The organism is Arsenicicoccus bolidensis DSM 15745 (assembly GCF_000426385.1).
Classification (GTDB): domain Bacteria; phylum Actinomycetota; class Actinomycetes; order Actinomycetales; family Dermatophilaceae; genus Arsenicicoccus; species Arsenicicoccus bolidensis.
Genome location: NZ_AUFG01000020.1, coordinates 21549 through 44747 on the forward strand (window position 1 = coordinate 21549; position 23199 = coordinate 44747).

General features: G+C 72.1%; 20 protein-coding genes. 7 read left to right on the forward strand and 13 right to left on the reverse strand.

Translation table 11 applies throughout. The features are described from left to right. Positions 1 to 198: 198 nt before the first annotated feature. Positions 199 to 1440 (forward strand): glycosyltransferase family 4 protein, encoded by a 1242-nt coding sequence (locus K313_RS20960; protein WP_156911366.1) that lies wholly within the window; start codon positions 199 to 201, stop codon positions 1438 to 1440. Beyond that, positions 1437 to 2366, forward strand: a complete 930-nt coding sequence (locus K313_RS0111750; protein ID WP_029211789.1) for a DMT family transporter — start codon at positions 1437 to 1439, stop codon at positions 2364 to 2366. The genes K313_RS20960 and K313_RS0111750 overlap by 4 nt, the downstream gene beginning before the upstream one ends. Positions 2367 to 2491: 125 nt before the next feature. Here K313_RS0111750 and K313_RS0111755 read toward each other — a convergent pair whose 3' ends face one another. From K313_RS0111755 to dapA, 3 genes are read right to left on the reverse strand one after another with little or no spacing between them, the layout of a single operon-like run. Further along, positions 2492 to 3481: an endonuclease/exonuclease/phosphatase family protein gene (locus tag K313_RS0111755; RefSeq protein WP_029211790.1), complete on the reverse strand. Its 990-nt coding sequence runs from the start codon at positions 3479 to 3481 to the stop codon at positions 2492 to 2494. Then, positions 3478 to 5157, reverse strand: coding sequence for a ribonuclease J (locus K313_RS0111760; protein WP_029211791.1), 1680 nt, complete (start codon positions 5155 to 5157; stop codon positions 3478 to 3480). Before K313_RS0111760 ends, K313_RS0111755 begins: the two co-directional genes overlap by 4 nt. Positions 5158 to 5183: 26 nt before the next feature. Beyond that, positions 5184 to 6074 (reverse strand): 4-hydroxy-tetrahydrodipicolinate synthase, encoded by an 891-nt coding sequence (dapA, locus tag K313_RS0111765; RefSeq protein ID WP_029211792.1) that lies wholly within the window; start codon positions 6072 to 6074, stop codon positions 5184 to 5186. A 256-nt stretch (positions 6075 to 6330) separates the two neighbouring features. On the opposite strand from dapA, the gene K313_RS0111770 reads away from it, so the two are divergent. Genes K313_RS0111770 through K313_RS0111780 form a run of 3 tightly spaced genes read left to right on the forward strand, consistent with a single transcriptional unit; the run spans position 6331 to position 7990 of the window. Further along, a complete protein-coding gene (locus tag K313_RS0111770) occupies positions 6331 to 7122 on the forward strand; it encodes a thymidylate synthase (protein ID WP_029211793.1) in 792 nt (263 codons plus the stop codon). Then, positions 7119 to 7613, forward strand: a complete 495-nt coding sequence (locus K313_RS0111775; protein WP_029211794.1) for a dihydrofolate reductase — start codon at positions 7119 to 7121, stop codon at positions 7611 to 7613. The genes K313_RS0111770 and K313_RS0111775 overlap by 4 nt, the downstream gene beginning before the upstream one ends. A gap of 5 nt (positions 7614 to 7618) precedes the next feature. After that, on the forward strand, positions 7619 to 7990 hold the full coding sequence (locus tag K313_RS0111780; RefSeq protein ID WP_029211795.1) for a hypothetical protein: 372 nt from the start codon (positions 7619 to 7621) through the stop codon (positions 7988 to 7990). Positions 7991 to 8026: 36 nt separating this feature from the next. Here the strand turns inward: K313_RS0111780 and K313_RS0111785 are convergent, their stop codons facing one another. From K313_RS0111785 to K313_RS0111795, 3 genes are read right to left on the reverse strand one after another with little or no spacing between them, the layout of a single operon-like run. Continuing rightward, on the reverse strand, positions 8027 to 8806 hold the full coding sequence (locus tag K313_RS0111785) for a TSUP family transporter (protein ID WP_029211796.1): 780 nt from the start codon (positions 8804 to 8806) through the stop codon (positions 8027 to 8029). Next, on the reverse strand, positions 8799 to 9512 hold the full coding sequence (locus K313_RS0111790; RefSeq protein ID WP_029211797.1) for an HAD family hydrolase: 714 nt from the start codon (positions 9510 to 9512) through the stop codon (positions 8799 to 8801). Before K313_RS0111790 ends, K313_RS0111785 begins: the two co-directional genes overlap by 8 nt. 38 nt (positions 9513 to 9550) lie before the next feature. Further along, positions 9551 to 11335, reverse strand: a complete 1785-nt coding sequence (locus K313_RS0111795) for a proline--tRNA ligase (RefSeq protein WP_034253026.1) — start codon at positions 11333 to 11335, stop codon at positions 9551 to 9553. Between the two features lie 122 nt (positions 11336 to 11457). Between K313_RS0111795 and K313_RS0111800 the strand changes: the two genes are divergently transcribed. After that, positions 11458 to 13005, forward strand: coding sequence for an alpha/beta hydrolase (locus K313_RS0111800; protein WP_029211799.1), 1548 nt, complete (start codon positions 11458 to 11460; stop codon positions 13003 to 13005). Positions 13006 to 13036: 31 nt separating this feature from the next. Here K313_RS0111800 and K313_RS0111805 read toward each other — a convergent pair whose 3' ends face one another. Both K313_RS0111805 and K313_RS0111810 read right to left on the reverse strand, forming a co-directional pair. Beyond that, positions 13037 to 14368 (reverse strand): MFS transporter, encoded by a 1332-nt coding sequence (locus K313_RS0111805; RefSeq protein ID WP_029211800.1) that lies wholly within the window; start codon positions 14366 to 14368, stop codon positions 13037 to 13039. A 170-nt stretch (positions 14369 to 14538) separates the two neighbouring features. Continuing rightward, positions 14539 to 15393, reverse strand: a complete 855-nt coding sequence (locus K313_RS0111810) for a GNAT family N-acetyltransferase (RefSeq protein WP_029211801.1) — start codon at positions 15391 to 15393, stop codon at positions 14539 to 14541. Positions 15394 to 15854: 461 nt separating this feature from the next. Here K313_RS0111810 and K313_RS23565 point away from each other — a divergent pair, with 461 nt between their 5' ends. After that, positions 15855 to 17537, forward strand: coding sequence for a malectin domain-containing carbohydrate-binding protein (locus K313_RS23565; RefSeq protein ID WP_029211802.1), 1683 nt, complete (start codon positions 15855 to 15857; stop codon positions 17535 to 17537). A 103-nt stretch (positions 17538 to 17640) separates the two neighbouring features. Here K313_RS23565 and ispG read toward each other — a convergent pair whose 3' ends face one another. From ispG to K313_RS22455, 5 genes are all read right to left on the reverse strand, one after another. Further along, on the reverse strand, positions 17641 to 18801 hold the full coding sequence (ispG, locus tag K313_RS0111820; RefSeq protein ID WP_029211803.1) for a flavodoxin-dependent (E)-4-hydroxy-3-methylbut-2-enyl-diphosphate synthase: 1161 nt from the start codon (positions 18799 to 18801) through the stop codon (positions 17641 to 17643). An 18-nt stretch (positions 18802 to 18819) separates the two neighbouring features. Further along, complete coding sequence (locus K313_RS0111825; RefSeq protein WP_029211804.1) at positions 18820 to 20175, reverse strand: M50 family metallopeptidase; 1356 nt, start codon at positions 20173 to 20175, stop codon at positions 18820 to 18822. A 13-nt stretch (positions 20176 to 20188) separates the two neighbouring features. After that, a complete protein-coding gene (gene dxr, locus K313_RS0111830; protein ID WP_051274123.1) occupies positions 20189 to 21388 on the reverse strand; it encodes a 1-deoxy-D-xylulose-5-phosphate reductoisomerase in 1200 nt (399 codons plus the stop codon). Between the two features lie 220 nt (positions 21389 to 21608). Beyond that, the gene (locus K313_RS22450; protein WP_029211806.1) at positions 21609 to 22304 is read right to left on the reverse strand and encodes a peptidoglycan-binding domain-containing protein; all 696 of its coding nucleotides are present in this window, start codon (positions 22302 to 22304) and stop codon (positions 21609 to 21611) included. 78 nt (positions 22305 to 22382) lie between these two features. Then, the gene (locus K313_RS22455) at positions 22383 to 23162 is read right to left on the reverse strand and encodes a peptidoglycan-binding domain-containing protein (protein ID WP_084412776.1); all 780 of its coding nucleotides are present in this window, start codon (positions 23160 to 23162) and stop codon (positions 22383 to 22385) included. Positions 23163 to 23199: the final 37 nt, after the last annotated feature.

Sequence of the window (23199 nt, forward strand, 5' to 3'; positions counted from 1 at the left end):
GGCAGCCCGCGCCAGCACGGGGGACCTGGACGTCCCCCACGACCGGGAGCCGACACGCCGACGACGGCATCTGCGAGGATCTGTCCGTTCCGGCATGATCGCTGGTGGGCGTGCCCATAGCGCGCCCGCACGGGGGCCGTGCTGCACGACGACACCGTCGCCGTGACGCGCGGGCACGACGAAGGACCACGACGACTGATGAAGATCGCGCACGTCACCGACTTCTACCTCCCCCGCCTCGGCGGGATCGAGATGCAGGTCGCAGAGCTCACCGGCCGCCAGCGCGCGGCCGGTCACGAGGTCGTGGTCGTCACCAGCTCGCCGAGCAACCGCGACGCGCCCGCCTCTGGCGACCCCTACGCCCCCAGCCACACCAGCGCGGGGGTGCCGTTCGGCCCCGACGCGGTCGTCCGGCTGACCGACGGCTTCCGGGTCCAGCACGCCATCCACCCCGCGGCGTGGCGCGACGGCTGCCGCGAGGTCCGCGAGGGCGGCTACGACCTCGTCCACTGCCATGTCGGGGTCGGTTCGCCGCTCGGGTTCTTCGTCGCCCGGGCCGCCGCCAGGGCCGGCATCCCGACCGTCGTCACCGTCCACTCGCTGTGGGCCTGGGCCATCGGCATCTTCCGCCTGTGCAACCTGGTGTGGGGGTGGACCACGCTCCCCATCACCTGGACCGCGGTGAGCGACATGGCGGCCCGCCACGTCCGGCGGGTCCTGCCCGACGGTGCCCAGGTGCACGTGATCCCCAACGGGGTCGATCCGGCCCGGTGGACCAGACGCGGCGGCTACCCCGACCGCGAGGGCGAGCTGACCGTCGCGGCCGTGATGCGGCTCAGCGCCCGCAAGCGCCCGATGCCGCTGCTGCGGATGCTGCGGGAGGCGCAGAACCGCCTGGGACCGACCACCACGATCCGCCTGCAGATCGCCGGGTGCGGACCCCGGCAGGGGGCCATGGAGCGCTACCTGCGCCGCCACGGGCTCGCCGACCAGGTCACGCTGCACGGGCGCCTGGACCGTGACCACGTCCGCCTCATGCTCGAGTCCAGCGACGCGTTCATCGCCCCCGCCAACCTCGAGTCTTTCGGGCTCGCCGCGCTGGAGGCGCGGTGTGCGGGGCTCCCCATCGTCGCCAAGGCGTCCGGCGGCCTGCCGGAGTTCGTCCGGCACGAGCGCGAGGGCCTCATCTGCGAGACGGACGGCGACATGACCCACGCCCTCGAGCGGCTGGCGCGCGACCGCTCCCTGCTGCGCCGGATCCAGCACTACAACCGCACCCAGGACTGCGCCGTCATCTGGCCGCACACGCTCTCGCTGCTGGCCGACGTCTACGAGACCGCGGGCGCCGGTGACGTCTCGCTCCTGCCCGAGATCGACATCACGCCCCTCCAGGGTGACGAGACCGCGCGCACCCGCCAGCAGGGCTGGTCGGACCGGTGACGACGGTCCTGCTGCTGTCGCTGGCGGCGACCGCGGTCTTTGCGCTCAGCTCGGTGCTCAAGCACCGCTCCGCCGGGACCATGCCCGAGATCACCGGGACGGGCCTCGTCCGCGTGCGGCGGTTCGTCCAGGCCATGGTCTCGCACCCTCTGTGGCTCGGCGGCCTCGTGTGCGACGCCGGCGGCATCATCCTGCAGGTGCTGGCGCTGCGCGAGGGTGCGATCTCGGTCGTGCAGCCGATGCTGACGCTCGCCCTGGTCTTCTCCCTCGTCCTCAACGCGTGGTTCCTCAAGCAGCGCCCCTCGGGGCGCGAGGTGCTCCTGGCGCTCGCGCTGGTCGGCGGCCTCGTGCTGTTCCTGTGGGCCTCCGGGGCCGCCGCCCCCAAGGGGCCGGAGGCCAAGGGCGCCCGCAACCCCGCCATCGTCGTGGGTGTCGGCACCACCATGCTCGTCCTCGTCTGCGTGACGGTGGCCCGCCGCGTCGGCCCTCGACGCAAGGCCGCCCTGCTGGCCACGGCGGTCGCCGCGCTCTACGCCTGCACGGCCGCCCTCATCAAGACCTGCACCCGCATCGTCGAGCACGGCATCCCGGAACTGCTGCTCTCCTGGCAGCTCTACACCCTGATCATCGCCGGCGGGCTGGCCCTGGTGCTCAACCAGATGGCCTTCCAGGCCGGGCCGTTGTCGTCGAGCCTGCCGGTCATCGCGAGCCTGGACCCGCTGTTCAGCCTGATCATCGGCGGCGCGGTCTACGGCGAGCGCCTTCACTCCGCCCCCAAGGACCTGCTGCTGGAGGGCATCGGGCTCGCGGTCCTGCTCGCCTCGGTCTTCGCCCTCAGCCGGCTGTCCGCCCGGCACCAGCAGGACGATGCCGTGGCAGACGGGCCGGCCGAGGGGCCGGCCGACGAGCGACCCGTCCTGACCTGAGTGCGCGGCCTGAGTGCGCGGCCTGAGTGCGCCGGCCCGAGCACCGTGGCTGAGCACCGTGGCTGAGCACCGTGGCTGAGCACCGTGGCTGAGCACCTTGGCCTGAGCGGCCCGACCCGCGCAGCTCACCCCACCCGCAACCGCGCCCACACCGCCCGGTGGTCCGTGTCCGGGATCGCGACGACCCCACTGTCGACCACCCCGACGTTGCGCACCAGCACGTGGTCGATCTGCGCGAAGGGTGGGTACCACCGGCCCTGGGGCCACGTGGGCTCCCAGCCCTTTCCCGCCGACCGCGCGGCGTCGGTCAGCGGCGCCACGGCCTGGCGGAAGGGCGGGTGGCTGTAGGTCGCGTTGAGGTCCCCCGCGACGACGACCGGCTGCTCCGGGTCGAGCCGGGCCACCCGAGAGATCCAGGACTCGAGGTCCGCGAGGTCGCTGCGCCAGCGGTCGGGGCTGGTCGGGGCGGCCGGGTGCACCCCCCAGAGCAGGACCTCTCCCCTGCTCGTGCCGAGCAGGCCGTATGGCGTCCCGGTGCGCGGGTCGTAGGACGGGGACACGACGCGCAGGGGGTCACGGGTGCGCACCACGAGGCCGCTCGCCCGCGGCCCGGGCTGACCCATCGAGTGCGCGTAGCGCCCGGACAGCCCCGCCGCGTCGAGCCGCTCGAGGGCGCCCGGCGTGACCTCGACCAGCACGACCACGTCGGCGTCGACGCGGTCGATGGCGGCGATCACGCGGTGCGGGTCGGCCCGGCCGTACTGCAGGTTGGTCGAGAGCACCACCAGGTCGTCCGGGCGGGGCGGGACCGTGTCGGGCAGGACCGTGGGGGCGGCCAGAACGCCATACGCCAGGGCCGGGACGAGGGCCACCGCCAGCGGGCCCCAGGCCCGCGCCAGGAGCAGGGCCGCGACCCCGAGCCCCACGAGGACCCCGCCCAGCGGCGACACGGCCTGCAGGGCGAGGAAGCCGGTGCGCTCGGGGACCACGGCCCAGCGCAGCGCGAGCAGCCCGGTGCCCGCCAGCGTCAGCACGGCCCCCGCGACGAGGAGCACCCGCGAGGAGGGTGACCAGATCGTCGTCGTGGGCCTCGTGCGGGTCGACCCCGCCGTCATGCGTCGATGACGACCGGGATGATCATCGGGCGGCGCCGGAGCTTGGTGCCGACCCAGGAGCCGAGCGTGCGTCGCACGACCTGCTGCAGGGCGTAGGTGTCCGTGGTGCCCTTGGCCATGGCCTCGACCACGGCCTTCTCGACCTGCGGGCGCACCCGGTCGAAGACCTCCTGGTCCTCGGCCACGCCGCGCGAGGTGATCTCGGGCTCGCTGACCACCTCGCCGGTCGAGGTGTCCACGACCACGATGGCGGTCACGAAGCCCTCGTCGCGCAGGATCCGCCGGTCGCGCAGGAGCTCGTCGCTCGTCTCGCCGCCGAGGGCCGACCCGTCGACGTAGACGTAGCCGCACGGAACCTCGCCCACGATGCTCGCGACCCCGTCGACGAGGTCGACGACGGTGCCGTCCTGGCAGAGCAGGACCCGCTCGGCCGGCACGCCGGTCGCCTCGGCCAGGCGTCCGTTGGCCACCAGGTGACGCCACTCGCCGTGCACGGGCATGACGTTGCGGGGCTTGACGATGTTGTAGCAGTAGAGCAGCTCGCCGGCGCTCGCGTGCCCGCTGACGTGGACCTTGGCGTTGCCCTTGTGGACGACGTCGGCGCCGAGCCGCATCAGGCCGTTGATCACGCGGTAGACGGCGTTCTCGTTGCCGGGGATCAGCGACGAGGCCAGCAGCACCGTGTCGCCGGGGCCGACCTCGATGCGGTGGTCGCGGTTCGCCATACGGCTCAGGGCAGCCATCGGCTCGCCCTGCGAGCCGGTGCACACGAGGACCAGCTGGTCGTCGCGCAGGGACCCGACCTTCTTGATGTCGATGAGCACGCCGGGCGGGACGTGGAGGTAGCCCAGCTCGGCGGCGATGGTCATGTTGCGGACCATCGACCGGCCCACCATGGCCACCCGTCGCCCGGCCTTGTGCGCCGCGTCGAGCACCTGCTGGACCCGGTGCACGTGCGAGGAGAAGCAGGCCACGATGATGCGACCGGTGGTGTGGCGGAAGACCTTGTCGATGGCCGGGGCGATCTCGCGCTCGGGCGTGGTGAAGCCGGGGACCTCGGCGTTGGTGGAGTCGGTCAGGAAGAGGTCGACCCCCTCCTCGCCCAGACGCGCGAAGGCCCGCAGGTCGGTGAGGCGGCGGTCCAGCGGCAGCTGGTCCATCTTGAAGTCACCGGTGTGCAGCAGCGTGCCCGCGGCGGTGCGCACGCACACCGCGAGGGCGTCGGGGATGGAGTGGTTGACCGCGACGAACTCCAGGTCGAAGACGCCGGCCTGCTCGCGCTGCCCCTCGCGCACGCCCAGCGTGTAGGGCGTGATCCGGTGCTCCTTGAGCTTGGCCTCGACCAGCGCCAGGGTCAGCTGGGAGCCGATGAGCGGGATGTCGGGCTTGCGCTTGAGCAGGTAGGGCAGTGCCCCGATGTGGTCCTCGTGCCCGTGCGTGAGGACCACGGCGTCGACGTCGTCCAGCCGATCCTCGAGGTAGTCGAAGTCCGGGAGGATCAGGTCGATCCCCGGGTGGTGCTCCTCGGGGAAGAGCACCCCGCAGTCGATGATCAGCAGCCGGCCGCGGTGCTCGAGCACCGTCATGTTGCGGCCGACCTCGCCGAGGCCGCCGAGGGCGACGACCCGCAGGCCGTCCTTGGGCAGCGCGGGCGGGGTGGTGGGGACCTCGGTCACGAGGTCGGGTGCAGCGGAAGCAGAAGTCACATCAGTCCTGAGCTACGGAGGCCGGATCGGACGATCTCGGCCTGGTCGTCGGTGGCCGGGACCAGCGGCAGGCGCACGTCGGCGTGGGCGATGACGCCCAGCTCGACGAGTGCCGCCTTGGTCATGATGGCCCCCTGGGTCACGTTCATCACGGCGTCGACGACGGGCACGAGGCGGCGATGGATCTCGCGCCCCCGCTCGACGTCGCCGCCCTGGATGGCCCCCACCATCTCGGCATACGCGTCGCCGGCCACGTGGGCCACGACGCTGACGATGCCGACGGCGCCGAGCGCCAGGTGGGAGAAGTTGGCGACGTCGTCGCCGGAGTACCACTGCAGGTCCGTGGCGCGCTGGACCTTGGTCGCGGCCCACAGGTCGCCCTTGGCGTCCTTGACGGCCACGATGCGCGGGTGGTCCGCGAGCCGGACCAGCAGGTCGGTGGGGATCGGGACGCCCGCCCGACCGGGGATGTCGTAGAGCATGACGCGCAGCTCGGTGGCGTCGGCCACGGCGCGGAAGTGCGCCTCGAGCCCGGCCACCGGGGGCTTGTTGTAGTAGGGCGTCACGACGAGCAGCCCGTCGGCGCCCGCGTCGGCGGCCTGGCCGGCCAGCTCGATCGTGTGCCTGGTGTCGTTGGTGCCGACGCCCGCGACGACGTGCACGCCATCGCCGACGGTCTCACGCACCAGGCGGACCAGCTCGGCCTTCTCGTCGTCCGTGGTGGTCGGCGACTCGCCGGTGGTGCCGTTGACGACGATGCCGTCGTGGCCGTGGTCGACGAGGTGGCGCGCGACCTGACGCACGCCGTCAAGGTCGATCGAGCCGTCGGGGAGCATCGGGGTCACCATGGCCGACAGGACTCGGCCGAACGCGGGTGAGGTCGTCATGAGGTCAATGTATCCCGGGGTGCGCGCGAGGGGCGGTGACCGCCACGGCCACGGGTCGGCGCCGGACATGTGAATCGCGTAGCCACCCGCTCGGGGGTCCGGGTGGCTACGCGATTCACGGACTACATCGGCAAGGAGGGCGATCTCGTTACAGCCGGGTCGCGGGAACTCGTGTGACCTGGCTCACATCGGCTGGCCGCTCTCTCGCGCCCCGTCGATGACCGTATGACGGACCCGCCCGGCTACCGTGGTCGCCATGCAGCAGTACCTCGACCTCCTCGACCACGTCCTCACGACCGGGGTGGACAAGGCGGACCGCACGGGCACCGGCACGCGCAGCGTCTTCGGGCACCAGATGCGCTTCGACCTCGCCCAGGGCTTCCCGGTCCTCACGACCAAGAAGCTCCACCTGCGGTCGATCATCGGTGAGCTGCTGTGGTTCCTGCGGGGCGACACCAACGTGCGCTGGCTGCAGGAGCGCGGCATCTCCATCTGGGACGAGTGGGCCGACGCGGACGGCGAGCTCGGACCCGTCTACGGCCACCAGTGGCGGTCCTGGCCCACCCCGGACGGCCGCCACGTCGACCAGATCGGTCAGGTGATCGCGTCGCTGCGCAGCAACCCCGACTCGCGGCGCCACATCGTCTCCGCCTGGAACGTCGCGGACGTCGACCGCATGGCCCTGCCGCCGTGCCACACGATGTTCCAGTTCTACGTCGCCGAGGGGCGGCTGTCCTGCCAGCTCTACCAGCGCAGCGCCGACATCTTCCTCGGGGTGCCGTTCAACATCGCGTCGTACGCGCTGCTCACGATGATGGTCGCGCAGCAGACGGACCTCGAGCCGGGCGACCTCGTCCACACGCTCGGCGACGCGCACCTCTACTCCAACCACCTGGACCAGGCGCGGCTCCAGCTCACGCGCACGCCGCACCCGCTCCCCACGATGCACGTCGCGCGGCGCCCGTCGATCGACGCCTACGAGCTCGAGGACTTCACCCTCGACGGCTACGTCGCCGACCCGAGCATCAAGGCACCGATCGCCGTATGACGTCCCGGACGCTCACCCTCGTCGCGGCCGTCGGTCGCAACGGCGCCCTCGGGCGGGACGGGCACCTGCTGTGGCAGCTGCCGGGCGATCTCCCCCGCTTCAAGGCCCTGACGCAGGGGCGTCCGCTCGTCATGGGGCGCAAGACCTACGAGTCGATCGGTCGCGCCCTGCCGGGCCGACGGACGATCGTGGTGACCCGGGACGCCAGGTGGGTCGTCCCGGATGCGGAGACCGCGTCCTCCCTCGAGGAGGCGTTGGCGCTGGCCGGCCACGACGAGGTGCGCTGCGGCGGAGGCGGCGAGATCTATGCCCTCGCCCTGCCCCTGGCGGACCGGCTCGAGCTGACCGAGGTGGACGACGCCCCGGACGCCGACACGTGGTTCCCCGAGATCGATCGCGCGCAGTGGCGCGAGGTCCGGCGCGAAGAGGTCGCGGCGACCCAGGCCCACCCGGGCTTCGCGTTCGTGACCTACGACCGGGTGCTGGGCTGACGCTCGTGCGCAACCGCGCCGTCCTGCTGCTGATGCTCCCGGCGATCGTCGCCGCCGTCGGGGTCGCGGTCGCCTGGACGCGGTCCCGAGAGCTGGCCGCCCGGGCTGCGGGTCGGGGTCGGGGTCGCGCGCTCGTCTGGCCGCTCACCCTCGGCGGTGCGCTGGCCGGGCTGCTCCTGGGGGTGGCCGTGGGCGTCCTGACCGGGCTCGCCGGCGGACGCGCGGACCTGGGCCGGGACGCCATGGACGGGACCTTCCTGCTCGTCCCGGGGATGCTGGCGGGCCTCGGGGCCGGCCTCGCCCGCTGGGCGACGATCAGGGCCGTGTGGCGCCGCCAGAACCGTTTGCGGCGACCGCGTCGACCGCGCCGGGGCTGAACGAGGCGCCCAGCGCGGGTCACCAGCGGCCGACGCTCACCACAGGCCGAGCAGCTGCCCGCCGATGCGGACGACGAAGCCGCCCACCACCACGATGAACACGATGCGGACGAAGCCCGTGCCTCGCGACACCGCCGTCCGCGCCCCGATGTAGCCGCCCGCGATGTTGGCCAGCCCCATGACGACCCCGATCGGCCACATGACGGCCCCGTGCGGGATGAAGACCACGAGGGCCGCGAGGTTGGTCGCGAAGTTGGCGATCTTGGCCTTGGCGCTGGCCTCGAGGAAGGCGTAGCCGGTCAGCCCGACCAGGGCGAAGACGAAGAACGACCCGGTGCCGGGTCCCAGCGCCCCGTCGTAGAAGCCGATGACCACCCCGATGACCAGTGCCGCCGCGAGGTGGTGCTGGCCGGAGAACCGCAGCTGGGTCGAGGCGCCGAGGCTGGGCTTGACCACGGTGTAGGCGCCCACGACGACCAGCGCCACCAGGATGATCGGGTTGAACGCCTCCTTGGGGATCCTGGTGGCCACGACCGCGCCGAGCGACGACCCGGCGAACGCCGCCACCGCGAGCGGGATCGCGGTGCGCAGGTCGGGACGCACCCGGCGGTAGTAGGTCACGGCGCTCGTGGAGGTGCCGCAGATCGAGGCCAGCTTATTGGTGGCGAGGATCTGCGCGGGCGAGGCGCCGGGCAGACCGACGAGCAGCGCGGGCAGCTGGATCAGCCCTCCCCCGCCGACGACGGCGTCGACCCAGCCCGCGCAGAACGCGGACGCCACCAGGAAGAGCACGACCTGGAGGGACAGCTCACCCACGCCCGCACCACCGGTCGACGATCGTGAGGACGTCGAGCAGCTCGTGGGCCACGGCGTCGGGCTCCGCCTCGTGCGAGACCTGCTGCGCGACGGGGATCCGCGAGTGGGGCACCCACACCGCTCGCATGCCCACCTGCTGGGGGCCGTGGACGTCCTCGAAGGACCGGTCCCCGACGTAGACGCACCGCTCCGGCTCGACGCCGACGGCGCGTGCAGCAGCGAGGAAGGCCTCGGGATGCGGCTTGGCCCAAGGGATCTCGCTCGAGTAGACGTCGGCGTCGATGAGGTGGGCGACCCCGTCCCGCTCGAAGACGCCACGGTGGTAGTCGCGGGTCCAGATGGTGTTGGACAGCACGCCGACGCGGATCCCCCGCTCGCGCAGGCCGGTCCACAACGGCTCGACCTGCGGGTCGGTGAGCGTGTGCGGCTCCCAGAAGGTCTCGTAGGCCGCCAGCCCGGCCAGCGTCGCCTCGTGCTCGGGGTCGAGGCCCACCTGCGTCAGCAGGTCCGCGAGGCGCCCAGACTCGTGGCTGGTGCGGGCACGCTGCCAGAGCTCGTCCTCGGCGAGCAGGATGCGCGCCGTGAGCTCGTGGAGCGAGCAGGCCATCGTGCCGTAGCCGCGGGAGAACTCGACCCACTGCTGGCGCAGGTCGACGTCGTGCCAGGGGGTCAGGGTGCCGCCCCAGTCGAAGATGACGGCACCCACCGGCGAGGTCGCCGGGTCCGGAGCGCGCGCGGGGCCGGTCAGGACCGCACCTCCCGGGCGATCTCGGCGACGACGTCGGCCACGGCGACCTCGCGGCGGTCGCCCGTGCGCCGGTCCTTGATCTCGACGGTGCCGTCGGCCAGGCCCTTGCCCACGACCACGATGGTCGGGACCCCGATGAGCTCGGCGTCCTTGAACTTCACGCCGGGGCTGACCTTGGCGCGGTCGTCCACGATCGAGGTGATCCCCTGCGCGGCGAGCTCGGTCACGATCCGGTCGGCCTCGACGAAGACCGCCTCGTCCTTGCCGGTCGCGACGACGTGCACGTCGGCGGGGGCGACGTTGCGCGGCCACACCAGGCCGATCTCGTCGTGGTTGGCCTCGGCGATGGCGGCGACCGCGCGCGAGACGCCGATGCCGTAGGAGCCCATCGTGACGGTGACGAGCCGGCCGTTCTCGTCCAGCACCTTGAGACCCAGGGCCTCGGCATACTTGCGGCCGAGCTGGAAGATGTGGCCCATCTCGATGCCCCGGGCGGTGCGCAGGGTGCCGGCGCCGTCGGGCGCGACGTCGCCGTCGCGGACCTCGGCGGCCTGGACGGTCCCGTCGGCGGTGAAGTCGCGGCCGTGGACGAGGTTGACGACGTGCACGCCGGGCTTGTTGGCCCCGGTGGCCCAGGACGAGCCGTCGGCGATGCGCGGGTCGAGCAGGTAGCGGATCCCGGTGCGGGACACCACCTCTCCCTGCTCGTCGCGCTCGACGGTCTCCCCCAGCGCGCCCGGCCCGATGTAGCCGCGGACGAGCTGCGGGTAGGCCGTGAAGTCCGCCTCGGTGAACTCCTCCACCTCGGCAGGCGCGACCTGGGCCTCGAGGCGCTTGAGGTCGACCTGACGGTCTCCGGGAAGGCCCACGACGAGGGGCTCGCGGGTGCCGTCGGGCTGCACGAGCATGACGACGACGTTCTTGAGCGTGTCGGCGGCCGTCCACGCGCGGCCGTCGTGGCGCGGGTGCTCCGCGTTGAGCATGTCGACGAGGGTCTCGATGGTCGGCGTGTCGGGGGTGTCCACCTCCTGCGCCGCCGGCACGCCCGAAGCGTCGACGGGCTCGGCCTGCGGCACGACGACGGCCTCCACGTTGGCGGCATACCCGCTGTCGTCCCGCACGAAGGTGTCCTCGCCGACCTCGCTGATCGCGAGGAACTCCTCGCTCGCCGACCCGCCCATCGCGCCCGAGGTCGCCTGGACGATGACGTAGTCGAAGCCGAGCCGGTCGAAGATCTTGACGTAGGCGTCGCGGTGGGCGTCGTAGGACTTCTGCAGCCCCTCGTCGGAGACGTCGAAGGAGTAGGAGTCCTTCATGATGAACTCGCGGCCGCGCAGCAGGCCGGCGCGGGGACGCGCCTCGTCGCGGTACTTCGTCTGGATCTGGTACAGCGACAGCGGCAGGTCCTTGTAGGAGCTGTAGAGGTCCTTGACCGCGAGGGTGAACATCTCCTCGTGCGTCGGACCGAGGAGCATGTCGGCGCCCTTGCGGTCGGTGAGGCGGAAGAGGTTGTCGCCGTACTCCGTCCACCGGTTCGTCGACTCGTAGGGCTCGCGCGGCAGCAGCGCGGGGAAGCTCAGCTCCTGCGAGATCTGGTCCATCTCCTCGCGGACGATGCCCTCGACCCGGCGAAGCACCTTGAGCCCCAGGGGGAGCCAGCTGTAGACGCCGGGCGCCGCGCGACGGACGTAGCCGGCGCGCACCAGCAGCCGGTGACCGGGCAGCTCCGCGTCGGCCGGGTCCTCGCGCAGGGTCCGCAGGAACAGGGACGACATGCGCATGATCTCACCGGACACGGTGGGGCTCCTCGGATGGGCGAAGGTGGGACCACGGCAGGATATCGGCCCTGGCTCCTGGCCTCGACCACGTTCGGGCGTAGCCTCGGAGACGGAGGTGAGTGGTCGTGGAGGAGGGCGTCGAGACGCCGGGCGAGGGCGTGCGACCTGGAGGGGACGCCGGCACCGGACCCCTCACGCTGGAGGCGGGGCTGCTGGCCGCGGCGAAGTCCCTGGAGCAGGCCGTGGCGGCGGCGACGAGCGCCCACCTGCACCTCACCGAGGCGCTGGCGGCCGAGCGGACGTGGGCCCGGCCCGGCGACGCCGTCCTCGACGAGATCCTGACGCGGCGCACCGACGTCGGGCTGTATGCCGCAGGCCTGCTCGTCGACCAGCTCCGCACCGAGGCCCGGACCGCCGCCTCGCGCTACCCCCGCCTCGGGCTGGCTGGCGAGGACGTGCTGCCGATCCCCCGCGACGAGGCGCCCGACGTGGTCGCCGCCTGGTGGCGGGACCTGGACGCCGGCGACCGTGAGGAGGTCCTGCGGCGCCACGCCCCCTGGGTGGGGCGGGCGGACGGGCTCCCCACCGCCGTGCGGCACACGGCCAACCTGCAGGTGCTCGAGGCCGAGATCGCCCGCCGCAGCCGCGAGCTCGACGTCGACACCGGCGCACCCGCCGACGAGGCCACCGTCGAGGAGGAGCGGGACCTGCGCGGCCTGCTCAAGCTCCGGGCGCTGTTCTCCGACCCCGAGCTGCTGGCCGAGGTCCCCGAGGGGCTCGCCCAGGTCTCGACCCCGCCCTCGCGTCGCTTCCTCTATCTCCTGGACGCCCGCAGCTATCCCCTGCGGACGGCCATCGCGCTCGGCGACCCCGACACCGCCACCCACCTGGTGGTGCACGTGCCCGGCACGACCACCACCGTGGACCTGCGCCTCTATCGCGAGGCCACCTGGATGTCCTGGCTGCGCGACGAGACGGTCCGCCTGCTCGGCCCCGACGCACGCGTGGCGGTGATCGACTGGATCGGCTACCAGGCGCCATACGACATCGCCACGCGAAAGGCCCTGGGAGACACGGGGATGCGCGTCCTCGTGCCCGGTGAGGCGTCCGACCCTCGATATGCGCGGGAGGCAGCCGACCACCTGGCGCGCACCCTGGAGGGGGTGCGGGAGATCGCTCCGGCGGGGGCACGCATCGTGGCGAGCGGCCACTCCTACGGCGCGTCCGCCATGGGGCTCGCCCTCGCCCAGCTCGCCGCCCGGCACCACCACGTGGTGGACGCCGCGATGACGGCCGGCGCACCGGGCATCTTCGCCTCCCGCCTCTCCGACCTCGGGCTGGCGCCCGGCACGTTGTACGCCTGCGTCGCTCCCGGCGACCTCATCGGCATCCTGGGCATCTTCGGCGGCGAGGTGCTGCGGATCCCCGGCGTGCACCAGCTGTCCCCGCTGGCCCGACGCGTTGTCTACCCCGACGGCACCTGGACGGTGCTGCGGCCGCCGGTCGGGCACGAGCAGTACTACCACCGCGGCACCGCGAGCCTGCTCCACCTGGCGGCCGTGGTCGCGGACGACCAGCCCCGCATCAAGCTGACGAGCCGCCCGTGGGCGATGCTCACGGGCGGCTCGTCGAGCGCCTCGGACCCCGGCGACGCGGGCGAGGCGGTGCAGTGACGGTTCGATCAGTCGATCAGTCGATCGTCGATCAGTCGAGCTTCTTGCCGCGCGTCTCCGGCATCGTCAGGATGATCAGCGTCGCCACCGCGGCGACTGCCGAGACGACCCAGAAGAAGCGGTCGCCCATCTGGTTCTGGTTGAGCCAGGTGATCAGGTAGGGCGCTCCCCCGCCGAAGATCGCCACCGTGATGTTGTACCAGGCGCCGATGCCGGTGGACCGGACCTCGGTCGGGAACAGCTCGGCCATGATCGCCGGCAGGATGCACGACGCGAAGGCGAACGCGGACATGCCGAGGACGTAGAGGATGGTCAGGCTCAGCAGGTCCGGCTTGATCAGCGAGGACAAGGGCACCATCGCCACGGCATAGAACACCGTGAAGATCAGCATCATCGGCTTGCGCCCGATCTTGTCGGACAGTGCTCCCAACGGGTACTGCAGGGCGATGAAGATGACGATCGAGATCGTGAGCGCCATGAACACGTTCTGACCCACGTCCGGGTTGGTCTTGGCGAACTTCTTGACGACGCTGGAGTTGATGGAGCCGATCAGCGTGTAGTAGGCGACGGCGAACAGCATGGTGGTGCCGACGACGTGCAGCACGGACTTGGGGTAGAGCCGCAGGGTGGTCATCAGGGGGTTCTTGACCTTGTCGACCGCCTTGGCCTTGTGCTCCTCGAAGTGCGCCGACTCCTTGAGGTCCTTGCGCATGAACAGACCGACGAGGGCGAAGATGCCGCCGAGGATGAACGGGATGCGCCAGCCGAACTCCGCCATCTTGGCGGGTCCCAGCGTGCGGGTGAGCCAGAAGCCGAGCGTCGTCGCCAGCAGCAGGGCGACGCCCGTGCCGATGTACATGAACGAGACGTAGCGGCCACGCCGACCTGCGGGGGCGACCTCGGACAGGTAGGCCGAGGTGTTGGACAGCTCGCCGCCGGCCGCGATCCCCTGGGCGATGCGCGCGAGGACGAGGACGAGCGGCGACCAGATCCCGATCTGGTCGTAGGTCGGCAGTGCGCCGATGACGAACGAGCCTCCGGCCATGAGCGCGACGCACACGAGCATCGCGCCGCGACGCCCCGTCAGGTCCGCGACCCGGCCCATCATCCAGCCACCCAGGGGGCGGAAGAAGAACGCGGCGCCGAAGGTCGCGAAGGTCAGCAGGAGTGCGAGGTCCTCGTTCTCCTTCGGAAAGATCTGGGTCGCGAAGTAGGTCGCGAACAGGCCGTAGATGGTCCAGTCGAACCACTCGACCGCGTGGCCCACGGTCGCCGCGGCGATGGGCTTGACCGGGAAGGCCCCGGGTGTCGGCGTCGCCGGCGGGGGGAGGGTGGACTCGGGGGTGGGTGCAACGGTGCTCATGCAGGCTCCTCGGGCGGGTGAGCCGTGCTCCGTCGGACGGCTCCTGGACGGAGGGTGTTGCTTGACGCCACGTCAACGGAATGCGTCTCGCCGGTGCCCTGCGACGAACGGTCGCCCCTTCCTGACGGGCGGTCGGTGACCGCATGTCCACCCACCGACGAACGGCGCGCTCACAGCAGGACGGTGGCGAACTCCCCGACCTCCCGCATTTCGATGCGGGCGTAGGTGGCCCGCGCGGCGACGTTGAAGTCATTCACGTACAGCGAGGCGCGAGCGGCGTGCTCCGCCAGCACTGCCTCGACGACGGCTGCCATGGCCGGCCCCGCACGCCGTCGGCCGCGCAGGTGCGGCGCCAGCCAGACCCCCTGGATCTGGGCGGTCCCGAGAGCGACCGAACCCACGTCGGCCTTGAACACCACGTCGGGCCCCTCGGTGACGACATAGGTCCGCCGCTGCTCGATCAGCGAGGCCACGGATCGGCGGTATGACGCCACCGAGCCGACGTACGGCGGGTAGCCGATCTCCTCGGTGAACATGGCCGCCGCAGCCGGCACGACGGCGTCCAGCTCGTCGGGCCCGGCCAGCCGCACGCAAGGGTCCAGAGCGAGGCCGAGCTCGCTGGGCGGGACGGTCGTCGCCATGAGCGGCTGCGACCCGCGGACGGCCCGTGGCATCCCCCACGACGGCGAGAGCAACGCCCAGAGCCCGAGCACCTCGTCGGACGGGCCGAACAGCGAGGAGGCCCAGCGGCTGCGCCGGCGTAGTCGCTGGGCGAAGGCCGGGGCCGTGTCCGGTCCGACCTCGACCGGAACGACGTTGGCTCCGGTCCACACCAGAGATCGCCAGCCGAGGGGGTCGCCCCGGTCGGCGTAGCCGAGCACGCAGCCGGGGGTGGTCCGCAGCGCACCCTCACGGATGCGCGCCGCCACGAAGACGTGGGCGTCAGGCCGACGTGCACAGACAGCGATCGCCGCGTCCTCGTCGGCCGGCGTCAGGGCCTGGATCGGCGATCGGGAGCGGAGCACCCCCCAAGGGTGGACTGCGGTGGGTCGCTTGTCACGCCACCACGCGACGCGCCGGGACGAGTTCGCGCAGCAGAAAAAGGCCCCGCCACGGCAGCTGCCGGACGAGGCCCTTTCTGGCTGCGGGGCTGCTCAGGCCCCGCGGTTGCGAACGGCGCCGGGGGCGGCGCCCATCTCGCCGTGCTCCCCCGAGGTGGCCCCCATCCGGCCGCGCCTCGCAACACCCTCACCATATCAAAGACTTCGATGTCGAAGTGACCTTCGGGGCGCCACGGCCTTGAATCGTCATACAACACATAGAGTGATTTTTTTTCCCCGAATAGGCCTACCCTCGAGTGCTTTGAACTATCACACTGGCTGATGGACAGCCATTCGTGCAGAAACGGTTGCACAGAGTGGTTGTCGCGGCCGTAGCGCCATCATCCGGCCCGGCTGCAGTTCTCCCCTCACCCTCTCGAGGTCTCATGCACACCCCCCTGTCCGCACGCCGGCGACGCCGGCTGACGGGAGGCGTCATCGGCGCCGCCCTGCTCACGTCAACCGCCCTGGGGTCAGCCCAGCTCGCCGCCGCCTCCGCGGCGCCCGTGACGGCGGCGCCCGCTGCGGCGACCGCAGATCGCGACCGGCTGCCCGAGCGCATCTTCGCCCCCGACGCGTTCTGGTATCGCAGGCTGCCGGCGAACACCCCGAAGGACCCGCGCTCGGCGGACATCTCCAAGCACATCTACGACCAGGGCGTCTCGTACTACGGCCGCCCCGGTGCCCCGTCCATCGCGGTCAACACGGTGCGCTACTCCGCGCCGATGTACATGGCCAAGGCTGGCGACCCCACCACGTCGTTCAGGTTCGAGAACTGCCAGGGCAAGTCGTACGGCGACACCGGCCTGATCGCCAACCACCTCAGCAACCTGAGGATCCCGGCCTACGCCCGTCCGGCAGAGGGGACGGACCTCGAGATGCTGGTGTACGACGCGAGCTCCCGCCGCCTCACGGAGACCTGGGTCACCCGCAAGAACAACGGTACCTGGTCGGCGTGCTGGGGCGGCAGCATCCCGGACGCCTCCAAGAGCAACGGCGTCTTCCCGCACCCCTTCGGCACCACTGCCAGCGGGCTCTCCCTCGCCGGGGGCACCATCCGCCCCGAGGAGCTGCGCCGCGGTCGTATCGACCACGTCATCGGCATCGCGCTGCCCCACAACGCCCCCTGGCCCAACGTCTCCCGTCCGGCCAACCGCACCGACGGCTGGAACCCGTCGAGACGACCGGCCGCCGCCGAGGGGCAGATGCTGCGCATCCCGGCCTCCGTCAACCTCGACGCCCTGCGCCTGTCGCCGACGGCGCGGACCATCGCCAAGGCCGCCCAGGAGTACGGCGTGGTCGTCTGGGACACGGCGGGATCGATCAGCTTCCGCGCGGAGAACCCGATCGGCATGACCAGCGACCCCTATCCCGAGCTGTTCCGCGGGCGGGCCGACTGGCAGGAGATGCTGGGCGACCCCGGACGCGGCGAGCGTGGCTTCCCGCTCGAGCTCCTCGAGGTCCTGCCGATGAACTACGAGGCGCCCGTCTCGTCGGCGCCCGCACCCACCCCGACGCCCACTCCCACTCCGACGCCCACTCCCACCAAGTCGACCCCGGCCCCGACCCCGACCCCCACGCCCACCCCGACGCCGACCATTCCGGTGCCGGGACCGGGCGTCGCCACCGTTCGGCAGACCGCGGCCTGGCTCGACCAGACCGATGCCCAGGGCCGGCGATGGGCCGGGCGCGGTGACGCGTTCGACTCGTACAAGACGGGTACGGCCATGGTGGGCCGTGACGTGGCCGGCACCGGTGACGACCAGCTGTACCGCTCCACGGTCTACGGGATGACCTCCTACCGGACCAAGGTCGCCAACGGGACCTACCGGGTCAAGCTCTACACCGCCGAGGACTACTTCACGGCTCCCGGGCGCCGGGTCTACTCCGTCCGGGCGGAGGGCTCAACGGTCCTCAAGGACGTGGACGTCTTCGCCCGCACCGGCGGCGCCTTCCGGGCCTACGAGCCGACCTTCACCGTGACGGTCACCGACGGGCGGCTCGACCTGGGCTTCCACGCCGTCAAGGACACCCCGAGCCTGGCCGCCGTCGAGGTCACCAAGCTCTGACAGCGTCCGCCGACGGGCTCGACGAGAGCGGGCCACCCCTCGTGTGGGGTGGCCCGCTCTCGTCGGTCGTCATCGCGCGTCACGTCATACGGACGCCGCGGACTCAGCCGACGGTGATGGTGGGGCTGCCGGCGGACTCCTCGTCCGCAGGCTCGCCCATCTCCTCGGCGAGGCGCATGGCCTCCTCGATGAGGGTCTCCACGATCGCGGCCTCGGGGACGGTCTTGATGACCTCGCCCTTGACGAAGATCTGTCCCTTGCCGTTGCCGGACGCGACCCCCAGGTCGGCCTCGCGAGCCTCGCCCGGGCCGTTGACGACGCAGCCCATGACGGCGACGCGCAGCGGCACGGTCATGCCCTCGAGCCCGGCGGTCACGGCGTCCGCCAGCTTGTAGACGTCCACCTGGGCGCGCCCGCAGGACGGGCAGGAGACGATCTCGAGCTTGCGGGGCCGCAGGTTGAGGCTCTGCAGGATCTGGATGCCGACCTTGACCTCCTCGACGGGAGGGGCGGACAGGGAGACCCGGATGGTGTCACCGATGCCCTTGGACAGCAGCGCACCGAAGGCGGTGGCGGACTTGATGGTGCCCTGGAAGGCGGGGCCCGCCTCGGTGACGCCGAGGTGCAGCGGCCAGTCGCCGCGCTCGGACAGCAGCTCGTAGGCCCGCACCATCACGACGGGGTCGTTGTGCTTGACCGAGATCTTGAAGTCGTGGAAGCCGTGCTCCTCGAACAGGCTGGCCTCCCACACCGCCGACTCGACGAGGGCCTCGGGGGTGGCCTTGCCGTACTTCTCGAGGAGGCGCTTGTCGAGGGATCCGGCGTTGACGCCGATGCGGATCGAGGTGCCGTGGTCGCGGGCGGCCGCGGCGATCTCCTTGACCTGGTCGTCGAACTTGCGGATGTTGCCCGGATTGACGCGGACCGCGGCGCAGCCGGCCTCGATGGCGGCGAAGACGTACTTGGGCTGGAAGTGGATGTCCGCGATGACGGGGAGCTGGCTGTGCTGGGCGATCTGCGCCAGGGCGTCGGCGTCGTCCTGGCTGGGGCAGGCCACGCGCACGATGTCGCAGCCAGCCGCCGTGAGCTGGGCGATCTGCTGCAGGGTGGTGTTGACGTCCGAGGTCAGGGTCGTCGTCATGGACTGCACCGAGACGGGCGCGTCACCACCGACATCGACCTTGCCGACCTTGATCTTGCGGGTCTTGCGACGCGGTGCGAGCACCGGCGCCGGAGCAGCAGGCATCCCTAGCGAAACGGTCATGGTGTCAGTATCCCTCACTCATCCGAGCTTGACGGGCCGCACGATGTCGGCATAGATCAGCAGGCCACCCATGACGACCAGGACGACCGACATGGCATAGGCGATGGGCAACCCCTTGGCGACATCTATGTAGCCCGGGTCGGGGCGCCGGGCCACGCGGGCGAACCCGCGACGGATGGCCTCCCACACGGCACCGACGACGTGACCACCGTCCAGCGGCAGCAGCGGGATGAGGTTGAAGACGAAGAGCGCCACGTTGAGCGACGCGATGAGCATGATCAGCGTGATGAGCTTGGAGGTGGTGCCCTCGAGCCCCTGGACCTGGCCGGCGGCGACCTCGCCGCCGATGCGCCCGACGCCCACGACCGAGATCGGGCCGTTGGGGTCGCGCTCCCCCGAGCCGAAGGCCGCCTTGGCGATCCCCACCATCTTCTCGGGGATCTTGACGATGACGCCCGCGGTCTGCGCGACGGCGTTGCCCACCGCCCCCGGCACCGCGGTGATCGGCTGCTTCTCGATCGCACCGACGGGCGCCGACTGCATCCCGATGTAGCCCGTCTGCACGGTCAGCGGCTTGCCGTCCGCCCCGGTCACGGGCACGCCCTCGGCGTCGAGCCGAGGGAGCGCGTTGGTGATGGGGGTGATGGTGAGGGTCTGCTGCTGCCCCGCGCGCTCGACCACGACGGGCAGGGCCTTGCCGGCACTGGGACGCACGACCCGTCCCACGGCGGCGGTGCCGTCGACCGTCGTGCCACCGATGGAGACGATGCGGTCGCCGGGCAGGAGCCCGGCCACCGCGGCCGGGGTGCGCTGGTCGTTCTCGGTGCAGGCGTTCGTGGCGTCGGCGCCGGCCGGGCGCACGCACTCGACGACGGAGGCGACCTTGGCCCCGTGCTCGACGAAGACCCCGTGCCCCATGAGGACGCCACCGATGAGGACCGTCGCGATGACGAGGTTCATGGTGGGGCCGCCGAGCATGACGACGACCTTCTGCCAGCTCTTGCGCTTGTAGAACACGCGGTCCTCGTCGCCGGGCTGGATCTCCTCCATCGACTGGGTGCGGGCGTCGTCGACCATGGCGGCCCAGCGGCCGGTGCTCGAGGCCCGGAGGTGGTGCTCGTCCTCACCCCTGCCCTTGGGCGGGAACATCCCGATCATGCGGACGTAGCCGCCGAGCGGGATCGCCTTGAGGCCGTACTCCGTCTCGCCGAACCGGCGCGACCAGAGCGTGGGGCCGAAGCCGATCATGTACTGCGGCGCCTTGACCCCGAACAGCTTGGCCGGGACCAGGTGGCCGATCTCGTGCAGCGCGATGGAGACACCCACGCCGACGACGACGAACAGGATGCCGAGGATCGTCAGGACCACGGTCATGCGGACTCCTCGGTCATGCGGGCTCCTCGGTCGGGGTGGAGGCGGGACTCAGGCCGAGCACCTCGCGGGCCCGGGCACGCGCCCAGGACTCGGCACGCAGCACAGCGGCAACGTCCAGGTCCGAGGCGTTGTTCCCGACGTTGGCGGCCTGCTCGCCGCCGGCGTGGTGCTCGTCGACGACCCGCTCGACGGTGTCGACGATGTCGAGGAAGCCGATCCGGCCGGCGTGGAAGGCCTCGACGCACTCCTCGTTGGCGGCGTTGTAGACGGCGGGGTAGGTCCCGCCCGCCTCGCCGACCCGGTAGGCCAGCGGGACGGAGCGGAAGGCCTCACGGTCCAGCGGGAGGAACTCCCACGTCGACGCGCGGGTCCAGTCGACCGGCGTCTCCACGTCGCGCAGGCGATCGGGCCAGGCGAGCCCGAGCGCGATGGGCACCAGCATGGTGGGCAGCCCGATCTGGGCGACCACCGCGCCGTCGCACCACTCGACCATGGAGTGGATGTACTGCTGCGGGTGCACCACGACCTCGATGTCGGCGAAGGGCACGTCGAACAGGTGGTGCGCCTCGATCACCTCGAGCCCCTTGTTGACCAGGGTCGCGGAGTTGGTGGTGATGACCTTGCCCATGGCGAAGTTGGGGTGAGCCAGCGCCTGCTCCGGCGTCACCTCGCGCAGCTCGTCGCGGGCGCGACCGCGGAAGGGCCCGCCGCTGGCGGTGATCACCAGCCGCCGCACCTCGTCCCGGCGACCCGCCAGCAGGCTCTGGGCGATGGCGCTGTGCTCGGAGTCGACCGGCACGATCTGGCCCGGCCGGGCCGCACGTGTGACGATCGGGCCGCCGACGATCAGGCTCTCCTTGTTGGCGAGCGCGAGCGTGCTGCCCGCTCGGAGCGCCGCCAGGGTCGGCCGCAGGCCGATCGACCCGGTGATGCCGTTGAGCACGACGTCCGCTCCGTGCGCCGCCACCTCCTCGGAGGCACCCTCCCCCACGACCACCCGCGGGGCGTATGACGCCAGCCCGGCCTCACGGGCGGCCGCCGTGATGGCGCCCCGCACCGCCGCCTCGTCGCCGTCCGCGACGCCGACGAGCTCGACCTGGAGCCGGACGGCCTGCTCCGCGAGGAGGGCGAGGTTGCGGCCGCCGGCGCTGAGCGCGGTCGCCGTGAACCGGTCGGGGTTGCGGGTGATCACGTCGATCGCCTGGGTGCCGATGGAGCCGGTGGAGCCGAGGAGCGCGACCGTGCGGTGGCCGGCGCGATAGGTGTGCGCGGGGGGCGGCGGGCTGTCGGCATACGGGCTCTGGCTCACCCGACCATCCTCGCACCGATCGACCCGTGTCTCGGCCGTCCCCGGGGCGTGCCCGTTCAGTCGGTGGGCCCGCCGCCGGACTGCAGCACCCGCCAGGTGTCGGGACCGACGATGCCGTCGACCGTCATGCCCAGCCGGTCTGCAGCGTGCGGACGGCGCGCTCGGTGTCGGCGCCGAAGCGTCCGTCCGCGGTGACCGGGATGTCCTGTGCCGCGAGCGATCGCTGCACCCGCGAGACCGCCTCGCCGGTGCTGCCCCGGCGCAGCCTGGGCGTGGGGCCCTGCGAGAGGAGCAGGGTCCACACGTGCGCCTCGACGTGGGGGACCCAGGCCTGCCAGCCGAGCCGGCGGGCGACCTGGTCGTAGGCCTGCCTGGTCACCGGGCCGTAGACGCCGTCGACCGTCAGGCTCGCTCCCTGCTGGCGGAGCAGGCACTGGAAGGCCTCGACCGCCGGACCGCGCGCCCCGGGATCGAGGTCGGGATAGCGCCGCAGGGTCGGGGAGCACGCCCGGGCGGCGGGGGCTGCGCCTGCGACGACCACGCTGGTCGGGCTCACGGTAGCGCCCGTCCTCACGGCCTGCGTCGAAGCCGGTCCGGCGGCCGGCGTCCCAGCGGGTTCGGTCGCCGGCGCCGAGACCGGCTCGCCCGCCGCCGATCCCGTAGCCGTCGCGGTCACGGTCCGGGTCACCTGCACGACCTCGGTCCCCTCGACCCCCGAGGAGCAGCCCGCGATCGCCGGGCAGAGCGTCAGGACGGCGGCAGTGGCCACGGCTGCGGCGCTGCCCCTCCCGGGTGGGATGGAGCTGGTGGAGCGGTTCATCGATGCCTCCTGGTGCCGCGTGGTCGCTGACGATGGTCTCGCGCCGCCGCCTCCAACGGGAGGGGGTGGATCCGAGGATCAGTCTCCGACGTGCTCACCGGTCTGCAGCGCGCGCCAGGTGGCCGGCCCGACGACGCCGTCGACCGTGTGGCCGGTGAGGGACTGGTACTCCCGCACGGCCGCGTCCGTCTGCTCGCCGAAGATGCCGTCGACCGGGATGGGCGAAACCGCGATCCCGATGGCGCGCTGGACCCGACGCACGGCCTCGCCGCGCGACCCCCGGGTGAGCCTGGGTGTGGGGCCGGCTGCGTAGAGGACGATCCACTCGCGCGTCATCACGTCGGGGGACTGGGGTGACTCCCCCAGCGCCCGCTCGACCACCCGGGCGTACGCGATGGCCGTCTGCTCGCCGAACACGCCGTCCACCACGACGTCCTCGCCGGCCTGGTCGAGCAGGCACTGGAGCGTCGCGACGCTGCGTCCGCGCTGCCCCATCGTCAGCAGCCCGTAGTGGTCGGGCGTCCCACAGCGCCCGGCAGCCTGCTCGGGATAGGCGGTCGCGCGACGGCCGGTGGTCGGGCCCTCGCGGGCCGCGACGCCGGGCGAGGCGCCCTCACCGGAACCGGCGTGTGGCTGGGCCGTCGTCGTGACGGTGACGGTCGCGGACGCGGCGGGTGACGGAGACGTCGTGGCTGCAGAGGGCGTCGGCGTCACGGTGACCGTCCGGGTCGGGGCGGCCGTCCCTGCGCCCGCCCCACAACCGGTCAGCGTCACGGTCACCGCTATCGTGAGCGTCCATCCCCCGCCCGCCAGCAGCACCTGCAGGAGGCTGCGGCGCGGCGTCATACGCGTCCCCATGGGGTCATCCTCCCGCGCGACCGGGCAGGACGCGCGA